The 16,824-nt window shown below is 71.9% G+C and carries 18 protein-coding genes; 8 read left to right on the top strand and 10 right to left on the bottom strand.

Annotation, left to right across the window (positions count from 1 at the left end):
- Positions 1-164 precede the first annotated feature (164 nt).
- Complete coding sequence (locus OG738_RS19695) at positions 165-953, bottom strand: TetR/AcrR family transcriptional regulator (protein WP_329055859.1); 789 nt, start codon at positions 951-953, stop codon at positions 165-167.
- 67 nt (positions 954-1,020) lie between these two features.
- On the opposite strand from OG738_RS19695, the gene OG738_RS19690 reads away from it, so the two are divergent.
- Positions 1,021-1,434, top strand: coding sequence for a J-domain-containing protein (locus OG738_RS19690; RefSeq protein ID WP_329055858.1), 414 nt, complete (start codon positions 1,021-1,023; stop codon positions 1,432-1,434).
- Here the strand turns inward: OG738_RS19690 and OG738_RS19685 are convergent.
- Positions 1,417-2,067, bottom strand: a complete 651-nt coding sequence (locus OG738_RS19685) for a YidC/Oxa1 family membrane protein insertase (protein WP_329055857.1) — start codon at positions 2,065-2,067, stop codon at positions 1,417-1,419. The genes OG738_RS19690 and OG738_RS19685 overlap by 18 nt on opposite strands.
- Before the next feature lie 63 nt (positions 2,068-2,130).
- Positions 2,131-2,403 carry a DUF6412 domain-containing protein gene (locus tag OG738_RS19680; protein WP_329055856.1) on the bottom strand — a complete coding sequence of 91 codons (273 nt, stop codon included), beginning with the start codon at positions 2,401-2,403 and terminating at the stop codon, positions 2,131-2,133.
- A 74-nt stretch (positions 2,404-2,477) separates the two neighbouring features.
- On the opposite strand from OG738_RS19680, the gene OG738_RS19675 reads away from it, so the two are divergent.
- The 4 genes from OG738_RS19675 to OG738_RS19660 all read left to right on the top strand — a co-directional run bounded on the left by OG738_RS19675 (position 2,478) and on the right by OG738_RS19660 (position 5,874).
- Complete coding sequence (locus tag OG738_RS19675) at positions 2,478-3,599, top strand: metallophosphoesterase (protein ID WP_329055855.1); 1,122 nt, start codon at positions 2,478-2,480, stop codon at positions 3,597-3,599.
- A 120-nt stretch (positions 3,600-3,719) separates the two neighbouring features.
- A complete protein-coding gene (locus tag OG738_RS19670; RefSeq protein ID WP_329055854.1) occupies positions 3,720-4,370 on the top strand; it encodes a DUF998 domain-containing protein in 651 nt (216 codons plus the stop codon).
- On the top strand, positions 4,367-5,341 hold the full coding sequence (locus tag OG738_RS19665) for an alpha/beta fold hydrolase (RefSeq protein WP_442875911.1): 975 nt from the start codon (positions 4,367-4,369) through the stop codon (positions 5,339-5,341). Before OG738_RS19670 ends, OG738_RS19665 begins: the two co-directional genes overlap by 4 nt.
- Entirely contained in the window at positions 5,227-5,874 is a 648-nt protein-coding gene (locus OG738_RS19660) for an HAD family hydrolase (protein ID WP_329055853.1), read from the top strand. The genes OG738_RS19665 and OG738_RS19660 overlap by 115 nt, the downstream gene beginning before the upstream one ends.
- On the opposite strand, the gene OG738_RS19655 is transcribed toward OG738_RS19660, so the two are convergent.
- Entirely contained in the window at positions 5,864-6,331 is a 468-nt protein-coding gene (locus tag OG738_RS19655; protein WP_329055852.1) for an NUDIX domain-containing protein, read from the bottom strand. The genes OG738_RS19660 and OG738_RS19655 overlap by 11 nt on opposite strands.
- A gap of 112 nt (positions 6,332-6,443) precedes the next feature.
- Between OG738_RS19655 and OG738_RS19650 the strand changes: the two genes are divergently transcribed.
- Positions 6,444-6,893 carry a DoxX family protein gene (locus OG738_RS19650; protein WP_329055850.1) on the top strand — a complete coding sequence of 150 codons (450 nt, stop codon included), beginning with the start codon at positions 6,444-6,446 and terminating at the stop codon, positions 6,891-6,893.
- Between the two features lie 28 nt (positions 6,894-6,921).
- Here OG738_RS19650 and OG738_RS19645 read toward each other — a convergent pair whose 3' ends face one another.
- The 5 genes from OG738_RS19645 to OG738_RS19625 form a co-directional block, all read right to left on the bottom strand.
- Complete coding sequence (locus OG738_RS19645; RefSeq protein WP_004561734.1) at positions 6,922-7,524, bottom strand: GTP-binding protein; 603 nt, start codon at positions 7,522-7,524, stop codon at positions 6,922-6,924.
- Positions 7,505-7,876, bottom strand: coding sequence for a DUF742 domain-containing protein (locus OG738_RS19640; protein ID WP_155541361.1), 372 nt, complete (start codon positions 7,874-7,876; stop codon positions 7,505-7,507). The genes OG738_RS19645 and OG738_RS19640 overlap by 20 nt, the downstream gene beginning before the upstream one ends.
- Complete coding sequence (locus OG738_RS19635) at positions 7,873-8,292, bottom strand: roadblock/LC7 domain-containing protein (RefSeq protein ID WP_284745731.1); 420 nt, start codon at positions 8,290-8,292, stop codon at positions 7,873-7,875. Before OG738_RS19635 ends, OG738_RS19640 begins: the two co-directional genes overlap by 4 nt.
- Complete coding sequence (locus tag OG738_RS19630) at positions 8,292-10,796, bottom strand: sensor histidine kinase (protein ID WP_329055837.1); 2,505 nt, start codon at positions 10,794-10,796, stop codon at positions 8,292-8,294. The genes OG738_RS19635 and OG738_RS19630 overlap by 1 nt, the downstream gene beginning before the upstream one ends.
- A gap of 585 nt (positions 10,797-11,381) precedes the next feature.
- Positions 11,382-12,038 (bottom strand): transcriptional regulator, encoded by a 657-nt coding sequence (locus tag OG738_RS19625; RefSeq protein WP_329055835.1) that lies wholly within the window; start codon positions 12,036-12,038, stop codon positions 11,382-11,384.
- 193 nt (positions 12,039-12,231) lie between these two features.
- Here OG738_RS19625 and OG738_RS19620 point away from each other — a divergent pair, with 193 nt between their 5' ends.
- Positions 12,232-14,088, top strand: a complete 1,857-nt coding sequence (locus tag OG738_RS19620; protein WP_329055834.1) for an AMP-dependent synthetase/ligase — start codon at positions 12,232-12,234, stop codon at positions 14,086-14,088.
- Here the strand turns inward: OG738_RS19620 and OG738_RS19615 are convergent.
- Positions 14,085-14,984 carry an SDR family NAD(P)-dependent oxidoreductase gene (locus OG738_RS19615; RefSeq protein ID WP_329055832.1) on the bottom strand — a complete coding sequence of 300 codons (900 nt, stop codon included), beginning with the start codon at positions 14,982-14,984 and terminating at the stop codon, positions 14,085-14,087. The two genes, OG738_RS19620 and OG738_RS19615, sit on opposite strands and share 4 nt — an antisense overlap.
- A gap of 372 nt (positions 14,985-15,356) precedes the next feature.
- On the opposite strand from OG738_RS19615, the gene OG738_RS19610 reads away from it, so the two are divergent.
- Positions 15,357-16,571: an MFS transporter gene (locus tag OG738_RS19610; protein ID WP_329055830.1), complete on the top strand. Its 1,215-nt coding sequence runs from the start codon at positions 15,357-15,359 to the stop codon at positions 16,569-16,571.
- Positions 16,572-16,824: the final 253 nt, after the last annotated feature.

Here is a 16,824-nt window from a genome sequence, read left to right as displayed (position 1 = left end):
GTCACCCGCGTCAGGCCAAGACCAGCGACCGGCAACCGGCCCGCACCGGCAAGCACGGACCGCGAAAGACGCACCCGCAGCCAGAGCGCGTCCGAAAAGAACAGCGGCCAGTTGCCGCTTCGCCCCGGCGGGCTGCGCAGCTCGAACCGACCGCGCACCCGCCGCTAGCGGCCGTCCGGGTCACCGCTCACGAGAGCCTGGATGCCGTCGAGCATGCGGTCGAGGCCGAACTCGTACGCCTGGTCGCCCTGGGCCTTCGCGCTCGCGTCGAAGCCGCCGCCGAGCCAGATGCGGTTCATCGCCGGGTGCGCGTCGACCACGAAGTAGTTCTCCCAGAACGTCGAGCGCTGGTGCCACCAGGCCTCCGTCGACTGGCCGGTGCTGCGCTCGAGGCGGGTGTTCTCCGCGCCGAGCGCCGCGTTCGCGTCGACGTACGTGCCGATCCCGTTGGCCGCCGCGGCGGCCTGCCGCGGCGGCAGGCCCAGCTCGTCCATGATGGACAGCAGGTACTCCTGCCCGGCCAGCTGACCGGGCCCGAGCGGCGGCCGGACGCGGGACACCTCGCACAGCCACGGGTGCGCGCGGTACGCCTCGCGCGTTCGCTGCGCGTAGAGCGCCACCTGCTCGCGCCAGTCCGCCGGCCGCGGCTCGCCCGGCCCGGGCAGCCGCCGCCCGACGAGCACGTCGTCGACCATCAGGTCCACCAGCTCGGCCTTGCCGGGCACGTAGGTGTAGAGCGTCATCGTGCCGGCGCCGAGTTCCTTGGCCACGCGGTGCATCGACGCGGCGGCCAGCCCGTCGGCGTCCGCGACCGCGACCGCGGCGGCGACGATCCGCTCGATCGTCAACGTGGGGCGGCGGCCCCGGGTCGGCTCGGTGGCCCCGCCGCGGGCGCGCCAGAGCAGCGCCAGCGTCCGGTCCACGTCGTCGGCGCCAGTGCGTTCGGCGGTCATGCGCTCCCCTCGCTCCCCCGCCGGAGATCTTACCCGGGCCGGCCGCCCGACCTGGCATTCTGGACGCATGACCGGACGCAAGCCGCCCAAGGTCTCCTTCCGCTGGTGGGTCGACCGGCAGATCGGCGAGGCCCGCGAGCGCGGCGACTTCGACGACCTCCCCGGCACCGGGAAGCCGCTGCCGAAGCCCACCGGCAACGACGCGGCGACCGACTGGGTGTTGCGCGAGGTCCGCAAAGGCGGCCACGACACCAGGGCGTTGCTGCCGCCCGCACTCGCCCTCAAGCGCGAGGTGCAGGACCTGCCGCAGCGGCTCGCCGCCGAGCGGACCGAACAGCAGGTGCGGGCGGTCGTCGACGACCTCAACGAGCGGATCCGGCAGGCCTACCTCAACCACCACACCGGCCCGCCGCTCACGGTGGCGCTGGTGGACGTCGAGGAAGCCGTCGAGGACTGGCGGCGCTCACGAGCCGCGTCGTAGCAGCGCCCGTTCCGCCGCGGTCCACGCCGTGGTGGTGAGCAGGTAGATCCCGGCGGCCTGCGGCACGACCAGCGTCGCGAGGACCGTGCCGTAGGGCAGCAGCCGCAGGAGCTTGCCGCCCGGGACGTCGGCCGCGGCGCCGCGGTTCTGCAGGCGGATCGAAACCCAGGCGACGACGGCGAGCCCGGCCGCGATCACGAACACGAGCGGGCCGCCGGCCAGGCCGTGCGCGCCCAGCGGCGTCCCGAGCAAGGTTGCGCCGAGCAGCGAGTTGGGTTCGCCGCCGATCGCCGGGGTCGTGAAGAGCCGGTACAGCACCATGAAGAACGGCAGCTGCAGCAGCATCGGCAGGCAGCCGGTGAACAGCGAGGCCCCGGACTTCTGCTGCAGCTTCGTCAGCTCCGCGGCCAGGCGCTCGCGGTCCTTGCCGTGCTTGGCCCGCAGGGCCTGCATTTCCGGCATCAACGCGGCCCGGGCGCGCTCGCCGCGGGCCGCCGACCGGGCGAGCGGGTGCAGCAGCAGCCGCACGCAGAGGGTGAACAGGACGATGGCCGGCGCCGTCGAGAGCGGGCCGGTGAACGCGTGGATCAGGTGGTACGCGCCGGCGACGGGCACGTCGAGAAAGCCGAACATGGGCAGCACTCCGCATGAGTGGAAGGGGTGTGGGGGTGCGGAATGGCTGCGCGGTAAGGGAACCTACGCAGCCGTGCTGCGGGAACCGGGTGCTCGTGGCCTGCGACGCCCGGACGCACCGGGGTCGCGGAGCCGGATGAACTCGGCGCGCCGGGCCCGGCGGCGCAGGGCCGTGGCGCGGCTGCGCACCGGCGCCGACCAGAGGGTGAGCTCGCTGCGGTGGGTGCTGCCGACCAGCAGCACGACCAGCAGGCTCGCGGCGGCGAGGGAGGCGAAGGCGACCAGCGCCGTCGGGCTGGTCACGACGGGGAACGCGAGCTCCAGCAACGTGGTCACGGCGGCCGTCCCCCTTCCTCCGCTCCCCAGGGTAGCGAAAACGCTAACAGCCCGACGGGCTGTAATCTGGTTCGATGAGAGGGCAACTCGTCGTCGTGCCGATCCTGGCCATGCTCCTGCTGTTCGGCGTGCCGTGGTGGACGCTCGTCCTCGCGCCCGAGTGGGGCCCGGCCGGCCTGATCGCCGGCACCGCGGTGCTGGCGCTGGGCCTGGTCACGATGCCGCTCGCGATGGCCCGCGGCCACGGGCGGCGGCAGCAGGACGGCGCCGCGCGCCTCGGCGACTCGCTCCTGGCCGTGATCTGGGTGCTGTTCAGCTGGTGCGTCCTGAGCCTGGTGCTGCGGGTCGCGCTGCTCGGCGTCGACGACCCGCTGCGGTCACGGATCGTCGCGGGCGCGGCCTTCGTGGTGGCGGCCGGGCTGCTCGTGCACGGCAACCGCGTCGCCATGCGGGTGCCGCCGGTCAAGGCGACCGACGTCGTGATCCCGCGGCTCGGTCCGGGCCTCGACGGCCTGCGCGTCGCCGTGCTGACCGACACCCACTTCGGCCCGATCGACCGGACGAAGTGGTCGGAGAAGGTCGTCGCGGCGGTCAACGCCCTGGAAGCCGACGTCGTCTGTCACGCCGGCGACCTCGCCGACGGCGCGGTGGCGAAGCGCCGCAAGCAGGTCGACCCGCTCGGCGGCGTCCAGGCCGCGCTCGGGCGGTTCTACATCACCGGCAACCACGAGTACTTCGGCGAGGCCCAGGCCTGGCTCGACCACATGGAAAGCCTCGGCTGGGACACCCTGCACAACCGCTCGACGCTCCTGGAGCGCGACGGCGACCGCGTCCTGTTCGCCGGCATCGACGACCCGACGGGCGCGTCGTCCGGCCTGCCCGGCCACGGCCCGGATCTGGCCGCCGCCTTGGCCGACCGGCCCGCCGACGTCCCGGTGGTGTTGCTCGCACACCAGCCGAAGCAGGTCCGCGAGGCCCGCGCGGCCGACGTCGACCTGCAGATCTCCGGGCACACGCACGGCGGCCAGATCTGGCCGTTCCACCTGCTGGTGCGGCTCGACCAGCCGACGCTGTCGGGCCTGACCCGGCACGGCCCGACCCAGCTGTACAACAGCCGGGGCACCGGGTTCTGGGGTCCGCCGTTCCGGATCTTCGCGCCCAGCGAGATCACGCTCCTCACCCTGCGCTCGGCCTGACTCCCCGCTCCATGAGGGGCACCTTGAGTCCGTGAAGGTGCCCCTCGCGGTAGCCGACTCCGCTACCGACAAGTTTTTTTGTCTTGACAGTTTTGTCAATCGGATGCCAGGCTGTCCGGCATGACCACCACCGCGATCCGCCCCCAAGCCCTCGTCCCCTCGACCACCCGCTGGCTGCTGACCTGCGGGATCCTGGCCGGTCCCGTCTTCGTCGTCACCGGCGTCGTCCAGGGCCTGACCCGCGCCGGGTTCGACTTCACGCGGCACCCCGCGAGCATCCTGTCCAACGGCTCGCTCGGCTTCGTCCAGATCACGAACTTCCTGGTCACCGGCCTGCTGACGATCGCAGCCGCGGCCGGGATCCGGCGGGTGCTGCCCGGCCGGTGGGGGCCGAGACTGTTGACCGGATACGGGATCGGCCTGCTGTGCGCGGGCGTCTTCCGCGCCGACCCGCAGGACGGCTTCCCGGTCGGCACGCCCGCCGGGCCGCCGTCGTCGGTCAGCTGGCACGGGATGCTGCACTTCGTCTGCGGTAGCCTCGGTTTCGCGGCCCTGGTCGCGGCCTGCTTCGCGATCGGTGCGCACCTCACGCCCGCGCGGGCGTGGTATTCGCGGATCAGCGGGTTGCTGTTCCTGGCGGGCTTCGCGGGCGTAGCGTCCGGATCGACGAGCCCGGTCGTCACCCTCGGCTTCTGGGCGGCCGTGGTGATCGCCTTCGCGTGGCTCGCCACCACGTCCACCTACCTGCTGTCGCGAGGAGAGTCCCGATGAGCACGACGGTTTCCGCCGACGGCACGAAGATCGCCTACACCCGCACCGGGTCCGGCCCCGCGCTCGTCCTCGTCGACGGCGCGATGTGCTACCGCGGCTCGTCCCCCAACGACGCGCTCGCGAAGGAACTGGCCGCGCGCTTCACCGTGTACACGTACGACCGCCGCGGCCGGGGCGAGAGCGCCGACACCGGTCCGTACGCGGTAGAGCGCGAGGTCGAGGACATCGCCGCGCTGGTCAAGGAGGCGGGCGGGGAAGCGTTCCTGTTCGGCATCTCGTCGGGCGCCGCGCTGGCGCTCGAAGCAGCGCGCAGTCTCCCCGTGCCGAAGCTGGCGCTGTACGAGCCCCCGTTCGTCGTCGACGACACCCGCGCCCGCGTCCCGGCCGACTACCCGGCGCGCCTCGACGCGGAAGTTGGCCGCGGGGAAGCGCGGCACCGCGGTGAAGATGTTCATGACCGAGGGCGTCGGCCTGAGCGCGGTGACGGTGGGGCTGATGCGGATCATGCCGTTCTGGGCGAAGCTCAAGCGCGTGGCCCACACGATCCCGTACGACACTTCTTTCGTCGTCGAGCACCAGGCCGGAACCCCGCTGCCGGCCGGCGCTTGGCCGGAGGTGAAGGTCCCGACGCTGGCCGTGGACGGCGGCCGCAGCCCGGCCTGGATGCGCAACGGCGTGTCGTCGCTGGCGAAGGTCCTGCCGTCGGCGGAGTACCGGACGCTGCCGGGGCAGACGCACATCGTGAAGGCCGCGGCGCTGGCGCCGGTCCTGGCGGAGTTCTACCTGAGCTAGCCAGTCGGCCGCCCTCGTCACAACTCCCTTGCCGGAACGATCACCGGCCGGGCAGGGTGCAGGCGTGCCCACCCGCGCCCTGGTCTTCGACTTCGACGGCACGCTCGCCGACACCGAGTCCGCCGTCCTGCGGTCGTGGCGGGAGGTCTTCCGCGAGCACGGGGTCGAACTGCCGATGACGGCCTGGTACGCCGTCATCGGCACGCAGCACACCACCGCCGCGATGTTCGCTCTGCTCGCCGAGCACGTCCCCGGGATCGACACCGAAGCGCTGCGCCCCAAGACCAAGGCCCGGGTCTTCGAACTCCTCGAAAAGCTCGGCCCGCGCGAAGGCGTCGAAGCCTACCTCGAGACCGCCAAGGAGCACGGCCTCAAGCTGGCGGTCGCCTCCAGCTCCGGCGGAGCCTGGGTGAACCCGCACCTCGAACGGCTGGGCATCGCGCGCTACTTCGACGCCGTCCTCACCGGGGACCGGCACCAGGCCAAGCCCGATCCGGACCTCTACCTCGCGGCCCTCGATGCCCTTCGGACACGGGCGAGCGAGACCATCGCCTTCGAGGACACGCCCCACGGCGTCACCTCCGCCAAGGCCGCCGGGCTGACCTGCGTCGCCGTGCCGAACGCCATCACCGAGACCCTCGACTTCGGGCAGGCGGACGTCGTGCTGCCGTCGTTCACCGCCAAGCCCCTCGAAGCCCTGCTCAGCCGCTGACCAGCGCCAGCAGCCGGTCCAGGAACGGCAGCTGGCCCTTCACCAGCTTCTCGCGCGCGACGTCGAGCGAGAACCACTCGACCCGGTCCACCTCGGGGAACTCCTGCTGCTTGCCCGAGCGCGGCGGCCACTCCAGGGAGAACGTCCCGGGAACCACCGCCGCCGGGTCGAGGTCGGCTTCGACCACCCACGCCGTGACGACCTTGCCGCCCGACTGCTTCACTTCGCCGAGCGGGACGTACTCACCGTCCGGCGCGGGCAGGCCCAGCTCCTCCTCGAACTCGCGCCGCGCCGCCTGCTCCGGCGGCTCGTCCGGGTCCAGCTCGCCCTTCGGCAGCGACCACGCCGCCGCGTCCTTCTTCGCCCAGAACGGGCCGCCCATGTGCCCGAGCAGCACTTCGACGTCGTCGCCCCGCCCGCGGTGGAGCAGGAGCCCGGCACTGCGTTTGCCCGCCATCGGCACAGTCTGCCGAAACTCCTCCAAGTTTTTTCCGCGGGGTTGTCGATCCGGGGAGAACTCACTCGACGCGTAGGCAGAAGGCAAGGAACAACCCACGGAAGGAACCCCGATGACCACCACGATCGCCCCCCGGACCCAGACCGCCGCCACCCGCACCGAGACCAAGAGCCCGGTCACCGGCCTGGTCGTCTCCGCGAGCAGGATCGTGATCTCGTTCCTGTTCAGCTTCCACGGCCTGCAGGGATTCGGCTTCTTCGGTGGCATCGACGGTCAAGGCGGCGGCGTCCCGTTCGGCTCGTTCCCCGGCTGGTGGGCCAGCGTGATCGAGCTGGTGGGCGCCCTGCTGCTGCTCGTCGGGCTCGCCAGCAGGCCCGTCGCGATCCTGCTGTCGGGCGTGATGGCCTACGCCTACTTCACCGTGCACGCCCCGGTGGGCCTGCTGCCGCTGCAGAACATGGGCGAGCCCGCCGCGGTCTACTCGTGGATCTTCCTGCTGTTCGCCGCGATCGGCCCCGGCCGCTTCGCCGTCGACACGCTGATCAAGCGCCACCGCCGCTGACGAAGACGCCGGGACCCGCGCGGTCCGATCAGTAGCCGCCCTGGGCGGCTGCCAGGTCGGACCGCGCCATCACGTGTTCCATCAGGCTGGTCAGCACCTGCTTCGTCGACTCCCGCTCGCGGGCGTCGCACAGCAGCAGCGGGACGTCCATGCCGACGTCGAGCGCCTGCCGGACCTCCTCGGTGCCGTAGCGGTACGCGCCGTCGAAGCAGTTCACGCCGACGACGAACGGCAGGTTCCGCCGCTCGAAGAAGTCCACCGCCGCGAAGCAGCTGTCCAGCCGGCGGGTGTCGGCCAGCACGACGGCGCCGAGCGCGCCCTCGGCCAGCTCGTCCCACATGAACCAGAACCGGTCCTGCCCGGGGGTGCCGAACAGGTACAGGATCAGGTCCGGGTTGATCGTGATGCGGCCGAAGTCGAGCGCGACCGTCGTGGTGGTCTTCTGCTCGACTCCCGAGAGGTCGTCGACGCCCTCGGACGCGGTCGTGATGACCTCTTCGGTCCGCAGCGGCGGCACTTCGCTCACCGAGCCGACCATCGTGGTCTTGCCGACCCCGAACCCGCCGGCGATGAGTACCTTGACCGCGGTCGCGGTCAGGTTCCGCCGGGGGTCAGAGTTTCCGGATGCCATCAAGGACCGCCTGCAATACGTGTCGGTTGGGGGATTCCTGAGCCGGTGCCGCGGTACGGAACAGCACCAGGTTCTGCTCGATGAGGTCGCTGAGCATCACCTTGACCACGGGCAGCGGCAGGTCGACCCGCGCGGCCACCTCGGCCACCGAGACCGGCCGCTGGCACAAGGCGATGATGCGCGCGTACTCCGGTTCGAGCATGCCCGCTTCGTGCGCGGTGCGCAGCGCGACCACGAGCGTGATGAGGTCGAGCCCGAGCGTGTCCGACCGGGTGCGGCCGCCCGTGACCGCGTAGGACCGGACCAGGGGGCCGGCCTCGTCGTCGAACCACGCTTCGTGCCGTCCGCTCATGGCGACGTGGGCAGGACGCCGGCACCGGTCCGCGGGGCCGAGGTGAGCACCTGGCCGACCCGCTTCACCATCAGGTTCATCTCGTACGCGACCAGCCCCATGTCCGCGTCTTCGCGGGCCAGCAGGGCGAGGCAGGCGCCCCGGCCGGCCGCCGTCACGAACAGGAAGGCGTGGTCCATCTCGACCATCGTCTGGCGGACGTTGCCGCCGCCGAAGTGCCGTCCGGTGCCGCGCGCCAGGCTCTGGAACGCCGAGGCGACCGCCGACAGGTGTTCGGCGTCCTCCTCCGAAAGGTTCCCCGACCGCCCGATGAGCAGGCCGTCCGAGGACAGGACCACCGCGCGGTCCGCCCCGGCGACCCGCTTGACGAGGTCGTCCAGCAGCCAGTCGAGCTCACTGACGCCTGAGTTGGCCATTACTCGCGCTCTCCGTACCTGTCGTCGTTCTCAGCCGGTTCTTCGTCACGGGCCCGGCGGGTGCCCTGCTGGAAAGCGGACAGCCGGCTGCGGGCGGCTTCCGGCGAGTCCAGCCTGACCTCTTCGCGTTCCTGTGCGGGCCTATCTTCCCGCAACTGGGGCACGAGGCTCTGCTGACGTCGCCGTTGCGGCAGCGGCGGGCGGCCGGGGGCCTCCGGGCGACGCGGCTGCTGCGGGCGGCCGTCGGGCACCGAGGAGCGCGGCTCCGACGGCGGCCACACCGGCTGCTGCGCGGCCGGGCGGGCCGGGCGCGACGTCCTCGCGGGCGGCGCCGGCGGGCGCACCGGGGCGATCGGCTGCGCCTGCGTCGGCTGGCTGACCGGCTCCGAGACGGCCCCGACGGGGACCGGCGTCGGCGCGGACGGCGGCTGCGGCGGGACCGGCATCGGCATCGGCGGGGGGGCGGGCGGGTCCAGGTCGGGCTGGGCCACCGGCAGCGGCGGCTCGGTGCGGTGGCGGGCCGGGCGGCGGACCGGCCGCCGCAGCGGCGCGACCTCGTCGTCCACCGGCTCCGGGTCGACCGGGTTCGGCACGAGCTCCGGCTTCGGCGGGGTGATCGGCTGCTCCGGCTCGGACTCGGCGAGCGGGGCGAGCAGGTCGGTGCGCACCAGCACGATGGCCCGGGTGCCGCCGTAGGCCGACTCCCGCAGGTGCACCTGGATGCCGTGGCGCGCGGCCAGCCGCGCGACCACGAACAGGCCGAGGCGCGGTTCGTCGGACAGCGCCATGATCCCGAAGTCCGGCGGGGCGGCCAGCATCGCGTTGATCTCTTCGGTCTGGTCCGGCTCGAGCCCGAGGCCCTGGTCCTCGACCTCGATCACGACGCCCTTGCCGACCACGTTGCCGCGCACCTCGACCCGCGACTGCGGCGGCGAGAACGACGTCGCGTTGTCGATCAGCTCGGCGAGCAGGTGCACGAGGTCGCCGACGACCGGGCCGCGGATCGCGATCTGCGGCAGCGCGGCCGTCTTGACCCGGGCGAAGTCCTCGGTCTCGGCGGACGCGCCGCGGACCAGCTCGGCCAGCCCGACCGGGTTGCGCCACTGCCGGCCCGGCTGCCCGCCGCCGAGGATGATCAGGTTCTCGGCGTTGCGGCGGGCGCGGGTGGAGAGGTGGTCGAGCTGGAACAGCGTGTCCAGCTGCTCCGGGTCCTCCTGCTTGCGCTCGGCCTGGTCGAGCACCTTGAGCTGCCGGTGCACGATGACCTGGCTGCGGTGGGCGATGTTGAGGAACACCGCCTTGGTGCCCTCCTTGGTCTTCGCCTCGTCGATGGCGGCCGCGATGGCGGTCTGCTGCGCCTTGTTGAACGCGTCGGCGACCTGGCCGATCTCGTCGGTGCCGTGGTCGAGGAAGTGCCCGCCTTCTTCGAGGTCGACGGGCTCGCCCGCCTGGACCCGGGCGACCAGCTCGGGCAGCCGGACCTCGGCCGCGTCGAGGGTGTCCTCGCGCAGCCGGTGCAGCCGGCCGATGAGCCGGTTCGACAGCCGGACGGCGACGAACACCACGAAGACCGCGAACAGGACCGCGATCACGCCGGCGATCAGCGACTCGGTGAACGTCGAGTCGGCGTCGTCGATCGCGGCCTGGCTGGCGTTCGAGCTCTGCGCGACGAAGATGCCCATCAGGGCGTCGCCGACCTGGCGGGCGGCGGTGCGCCACTGGTCCTGCGCCACCGGCAGCTTCGACAGGTCACCGCGCAGGAAAGCGGTTTCGACCTGGGTCACGACCTGCCACGGCTGGCTGGCCAGCAGCTGGTCGTACTTCGCCTTGACCTCGGGGATCATCTTCGGCGCCGACGCGTCGAGCTGGGCGTGGTAGGCACCGACCTGGCCGACGTACGCGCGGAACTCGTCGTTGCCGAGGCCGCCCGCGGCCAGCCCGGCCGCGGCGAGCGCGTCACTACGCTGCATCTCGTCGGCCGCGGTGAACAGCGGGATGGCGGTCAGCCGGTCGAACGCGTTCTGCGCGCCGCGCGCGTTCTGCGCCAGCCCCGCGACACCGTCGGTGAACTGGTCGATGATCTTGTTGTAGTAGCCGAAGGCCTGGAGCATCTGCATCTGGCCGCCGTCGACCGCCTGGCGGGTCTGCGGCAGCTGCTGGAACAGCCCGAAGAACGTGGCGATGTTCTTCTGGACGCTGGGCGGCGTCCCGTCGTAGTCGGCGAAGTTGTCCTTGAGGTTCTCGATCTCCTTCGCGGCGGTCGCGTCCACCTTCGGGCGGACGGCCGCGAGCACGGCACGCTGGTTGCCCTGGCCGGCGAGCAGGCTCAGCGTCGCCTGGCGCTCCTGCTGCAGCGCGGCGAAGAACGGGATCGCCGGGGCTTCCGAGTTCCGGATCTTGGTCGTGTAGTCGCGGGCCGTGACCGCGTCGTAGATGAGGTAGCCGGCGAGCGCCACGCCGACCAGGAGCAAGGCCACACTGGGGATGAGCGCGATCGTGAGCACGCGCTTCCGAATCGAGGATCCCCGGTTGCGTCGAAGAGAAATCTGCTTCACCTGGGTCCGTTTTCCTTCCGGCAGTACATGGTTTCGGGTCGCCCGAGGCGGTCAACACCCGGATTCCGACCAGCCGGATCAACATCACCGTGGTCTGCTTCGCCCGCGACGACGTTAGGCAGCCCTTCAAGGCACGTCAAGTCCGTGGCGATAACGTGATCTTGGAACGGTGACCCGTCCACACTTGTTGCCTGCGCTTGGAAAGTCCACCACCGAAAGTCGTGACGTTCGTCCCAGCACTACTTCCGTTCCGCCGCAGGGATGCACGCTGATTCCGGTGCCGGTCGAGCCGCCGGCCCCCGGCGGGGCCCCTACGTACGCGAGGGCCGGACGGTTCGGTGAGAAAGGTCACGGGTTCGCCGTGGCCGGACCGCACTCCCGCTTCGTCCGGGACGGACGCCCCGCACAAAGCGGAAATGCACCGGATTCCCGCTCTCCACCGCGGATTCCCCGGAGACGGCGCCGGAATTCCACCTATTCCGCGAACCCACCGGCTCGGCCACTCCGCGTGGTGCCGTAACCGGTTCCACGGGGTCAGCCCGGGAACTCATCGGCGAGGGTGTTCCAGAACTGCAGCTCGTAGCTCTGGAAGAGCCGGGCGTAGAGGTGGGCTTCGCGGGCGTCGAGCCGGTGCGCGTCGATGCCGGCCTGGATCGCGGCGAGCGCTTGTTCTTCAATTTCCGGGACATTCGCAGCGAAGAAGTCGAAGAACGCGCACGCGTCGTCGCCGAAGCCGTAGTGCGCGCGCATGCCGGCGGCGACGTCCTTGCAGTACCGGCCGAAGGCGGCGAAGTTCGCGAAGATCCCGGCCGCGGTCGCCGACGATTCGCCGTTCAGCGCGAGCCACGCGACGTACGCCGGGTAGGCCTGGCAGCCCGCGCGCGGCCGTTCCTTGCCGTGGTCCGGACCAGCGGCCTCGATCAACGCGTCGAGCATCCCGTTCGCCTGCTGCTCGCCGGGTGCGAGGCCGCCGAAGAAGGTGCGCGCGTTCGGTTCGTCGGCGCGGGCGGCGAGCGCGTGGAAGCTGCGCCAGTCGCTGAGCGTGATCCGCTTCTCCTCCGCGGCGAGCGCGGCGAACACCGCGCGCGGCGCGCGGCCGGCGGTGATCAGCGGGACGAGCCGGTTGTCGTCGTCGCGCGGCGCGAGCTCCTTCTGGATCTCGTCGAGCAGTTCCCGTGCCGATCGGGTCATCGCTTCCCCCTCGAAGTCCTCACCCCATTGAAGCGCGGTTCGCGCGGGGACGCCCGTGTGCACTGTGGACGGTCGTGGGGAGCTGACCGCGCGAGGCCGGGTGAAGGGGGCGTTTGACGTGGCCGCGATTCTCTATCCACCTGCGCCGGGAGCCAATACAGTGTGGCCATCTTCAGCACCGAGGAGGCCAGCGTTGACCACCCCGTCCGTCGCCGAGCAGACCGAAGGCCTGACGATCCCGCGGCTGCTGCAGCGCAACGCGGCCGAGTACCCGGACCTGCCGGCGATCACCTCGCTCGACCTCGAAGGCAAGCCGACGCTCAGCTGGCTGGAGTTCCGCACCGCGATCGCGGAGGTGTCCCGCGGCCTCGCCGGGCTGGGGCTCGCCAAGGGCGACCGCATGCTGATCATGGCGCCCGGCTGCCCGGACCACATGGTCGCCGACCTCGCCGCGACGCACCTGTCCGCGATCCCGTGCACCGCCTACGCCACGCTCAGCCCGGACCAGATCCGGTTCGTCGCGCGGCACAGCGCGGCGCCGGTCGTGGTGCTCGGCGGGGAGAACGAGCTGACGCGTTGGCTGCCAGTGCTCGCCGAGCTCCCGGCGCTGCGCCACATCGTCGTCATGGACGAGACCGCGATCCCGGCGGGCGACGACCGCTTCCGCTCCTTCGCCACGTTGCGGGAGCAGGGCCGGGAAGCGCTTGCCGCCGACCCGGGCTCGTTCGAAGCTTCCTGGCAGGAGATCAAGCCGGACGACCCGCTGTCGATGATCTACACCTCCGGCACCACCGGCGACCCCAAGGGCGTCGTGCTTTCGCACCGCAACGCGATCCACCAGGCGTACGCGGTGACGGAACTGCACCACCCGCCGATGCACGCGACGAACATCGCGTACCTGCCGCTCGCGCACATCGCCGAGCGCGAGCTGTCGATCTACCTGCCCATCGTGTGGGCGGGCCACGTGCACACGCTCGCCGACCCGTCCGGCGTCGTCGGCGCGCTCGGCCAGGTGCACCCGGAGAGCTTCTTCGGCGTCCCGCGCGTCTGGGAGAAGATGGTCGCCGGGCTGAAGAACATGCTCGGCGGCGTGCCCGAGGACCGGCGCACGGCGTTGCTGCAGGCGAACGAACTGCTGCAGCAGGGCTACAAGCTGCGCAGCGCCGGGCAGCCCGTGCCCGAAGAACTGGCCGAGAAGATCAAGCAGACCGACGAGGCCGCGCTCGCCCCGATCCGCGCACTGCTCGGGCTCGACAAGGTGCTGGTCGCCTCCAGCGGCGCGGCCGCCCTGCCGGTGGAGATCATCTACTTCCTGGCCGGCCTCGGCATCGAGATCTGCGAGGTCTGGGGCCTGTCGGAGACGACCGGCGCGGCGACGTCGAACTCCGGCGAGGCGTTCCGCGCGGGCACCGTCGGCAAGCCGCTCGCCGACATCGAGGTGAAGGTCGCCGAAGACGGCGAGCTGCTGGTGCGCGGCCCGATCGTCTTCCTCGGCTACCTGCAGGAGGACGGGACGATCCAGGACGCCACCGACGCCGACGGCTGGTACGCGACCGGCGACATCGGCACGATCGACGAAGACGGCTTCGTGACGATCACCGACCGCAAGAAGGAACTGATCATCACCTCGAGCGGCAAGAACATCGCGCCGACGCGGATCGAGGGCCTGCTCAAGGAGCACCCGCTGATCGGCCAGGCGGTCGCGATCGGCGACGACCGGCCGTACGTGACCGCGCTGATCGTGCTCGACGACGAGATCGCGCCCGGCTGGGCCGCGGCGAACGGCGTCGAGGCGTCGCCGGACGAGCTCGCCGACCACCCGGCCGTGCGGGCCGAGCTGGAGCGCGCGGTCGAGTCGGCCAACAGCAGGCTGGCCCGGATCGAGCAGATCAAGCGCTACCACGTGCTGCCGAAGACGTGGACGCCCGAATCCGGCGAGCTGACCCCGACGCTCAAGCTCAAGCGCCGGGTCATCAACGACCGCTACTCGACCGACATCGAAGCGCTGTACGCGGCGGCCCGGGACCCGGAGCCCGCGGCAGGTTCCTAGGCGGTCCGGGGCGAGGTCGTCTCCGTCCACTTGCGCAGCCGCGGCGGGACGCGCTTCTCCAGGCCGTAGTTCTCCAGGTGGGCGGAAAAGACCTCGTCGAACGCCTTCTGCACGGTCTCGGTGTCCCACACCGGGCGCTCGAGGATCGGCTGCTTGAGGAACGGCTGGCCCATGACGTGCAGCTGCGGGCCGTTGCACCGGATCATCTGGCCGGTGATGCCGTGCGAGCCGTCGCCGAGCAGGAACAGCACGACCGGCGCGATCCGCGACGGCGTCCGGTCCGGCGGGCAGGCGCGCAGCGAGCGTTCGGACTTCCACACCATCCGCGTGTGCGCGAGCGGGCAGACGGCGTTGACGCGGATCCCGGCGTCCTCGAGGTCGAGCGCCCAGGAGTAGGTCAGTGACGCGACCGCGCCCTTGCTCGCCGCATACACGCCGAGCTTGCGCTGCCCGAGCGAAGCTCCCGAAGAGATGTTGACGATCGAGCCGCCGGTGCCGGCGCCGACCATCGCCTTGATCGCGGCCAGGCCGGTGTTCACCACGCCCATCACGTTGACCTGGACGAGCTCACGCGCCTGCTCGGCGTCGTCCTCCCAGGGCAGCGCCTCGTAGTTCAGGCCGGCGTTGTTGACCAGCCCGTCGATCCCGCCGAACTCCTTGACGCACAGGTCGACGATCTCCTGCGCCTCCCCGGCCTCGGCCACGCTGTGCCCGCTGGCCACGGCGCGGCCGCCGTGCGCGCGGATGTTCTCCGCCGTGCGCTCGGCCAGCTCCACGTCGATGTCGTTGACGACCACCGACCCGCCCGCGCGCGCGACGTGCACCGCGAACGCCTCGCCAAGGCCCCGGCCGGCGCCGGTCACCACGACCGCCTTGCCCTGCATCAACCCGTCCATCGTCATCTCCCCGCTTTGCGCGCCGGCGGCGGCGCGGTCCGTCCACCCCGGGCCGGCTCTGCGTCCAGTCTTGGCCCATCCGGACCAACGGGGCATCGCCGCGACGACGAGCGGCCGTCGCCCTGCGCCGAGCGAATCCGGTTCGATCAGCCCGGAGGTACCCGCGCGCCGGTCACGGCCAATCCCGGCCCCTCGGCGGCGGGGTAACCCGATCGGCGCGGGGATGCGCGTTCCGGGGACACCGGCGCGTAACCGGCGGCATACTGTCAGTGCCTCCGGGTGGTCAGCCGTGACTCCCCCGGATGGGGTCGTCACTGGCGAGGCACAATGCGGACGGCCCATATTCACTCGATCGGGGGCGGTGGTGACGAGGTGACGACGCGCGCGACACCGCGGCTCCGGGCCGTCCTGGCCAACCGCGAGTTCCGCGCGCTCTGGTTCGCCGAGACGCAGTCGATGCTCGGCGACCAGCTCACCATCGTCGCGCTGGCCATCCTGGTCTTCGACCGGACCGGGTCGCCGCTGCTCTCGGCCGTCGTCTACTCGCTGACGTTCCTGCCCGCGCTGGCGGGCGGGCTCGGGTTGTCCCAGCTCGCGGACCGGTTCCCGCGGCGGGCGGTGCTGGTGACCGGCTCACTGGCGCAGGCCGTGCTGATCGGGCTGATGGCCGTGCCCGGGACGCCGATGGGCTGGCTGTTCGTCCTGTTCGTCTTCGCCCGGCTGGCGAACGCGCCGGGCAACGCGGCGCAGAACGCGCTCGGCCGCGAGATCTTCACCGACGACGACGTCTACCTGCAGAGCCAGGACCTGCGCGGCATCACGAACAACGCCGCGATGCTGGCCGGCCTCGCCGCCGGCGGCCTGCTGGTGACCGGCATCGGCACGTCGTGGGCGCTGGCGATCGACGCGCTGACGTTCCTGGTCGCGGCCGTCGCCGTGCGGCTGGCGGTGCTGCGGCGACCGGCCGCGGGGGACGACGGCGCCCCCTGGTTCGGCGCCGTCCGGCAGGTTTTCGGCGACGAACGGCTCCGCGTGCTGCTCTACCTGTCCTGGCTCGTCGGCCTCGCGGTGATCCCGGAGGGCCTCGCCGCGCCGCTCGCCGCACAGCTGGGCGCGGGCGACGAGGCGGTGGGCTGGCTGCTGGCGGCCGATCCGCTGGGCTTCGTCGTCGGGGCGTTCCTGCTGTCGCGGTTCGTCTCGACGGAGCACCGGCGCCGGCTGCTGGGGGTGCTGGCCGCGCTGCCGCTGGCCGCGCTGGCGGCGTTCGCGCTGCGGCCGAACCTGGCGGTCGCGCTGGTCCTGCTCGCGCTGGCCGGCGCGACGGGCGCGTACGTGATCACGGTGTCGGCCACGTTCATCACGTGGGTGCCCAACGACATCCGGGGCAGCGCCGGCGGGCTCTACCGGACGGGGCTGCGGGTGGCCCAGGGCGTGGGCGTCGGCATCGGCGGGCTGGTGGCCCAGTGGGCCGGTTCCGCGAACGCGGCGATCGCGCTCGCGGGGGCGGTGGGGCTGCTGCTGGCCGTCCCGGTCGCGCTGTCCTGGCGCCGGGTCGGCGGGGCGGAGCCGGGGCCACGGCCGTCATGAGCGGGGAACGACGTCTCCCGGGCGGGACGGATCAGAAGTCACGGTTGGCCATCGGGTGCCACCTCCCCGTTCTCTGTGACGCTGGGCGAGCAAGATCATGAATGGCATTCGCGGGCGTCGCGGGCGACAATTCGCGGGTGGTTCAGAAGTCGCGGTTGCTCATGGGGGCCACCTCCGTGCGGGAAGAGTCTCGCAGAACCTTTTGCGCCGCGTTCCCGGCAGTTCCGCCGGGGCCTTGGCAGGTCCGTTGCTG

This window comes from Amycolatopsis sp. NBC_01488 (genome assembly GCF_036227105.1).
GTDB lineage: Bacteria > Actinomycetota > Actinomycetes > Mycobacteriales > Pseudonocardiaceae > Amycolatopsis.
The sequence above is the reverse complement of the archived record's forward strand: the minus strand, read 5'-3'. Positions and strand labels throughout refer to the sequence as shown.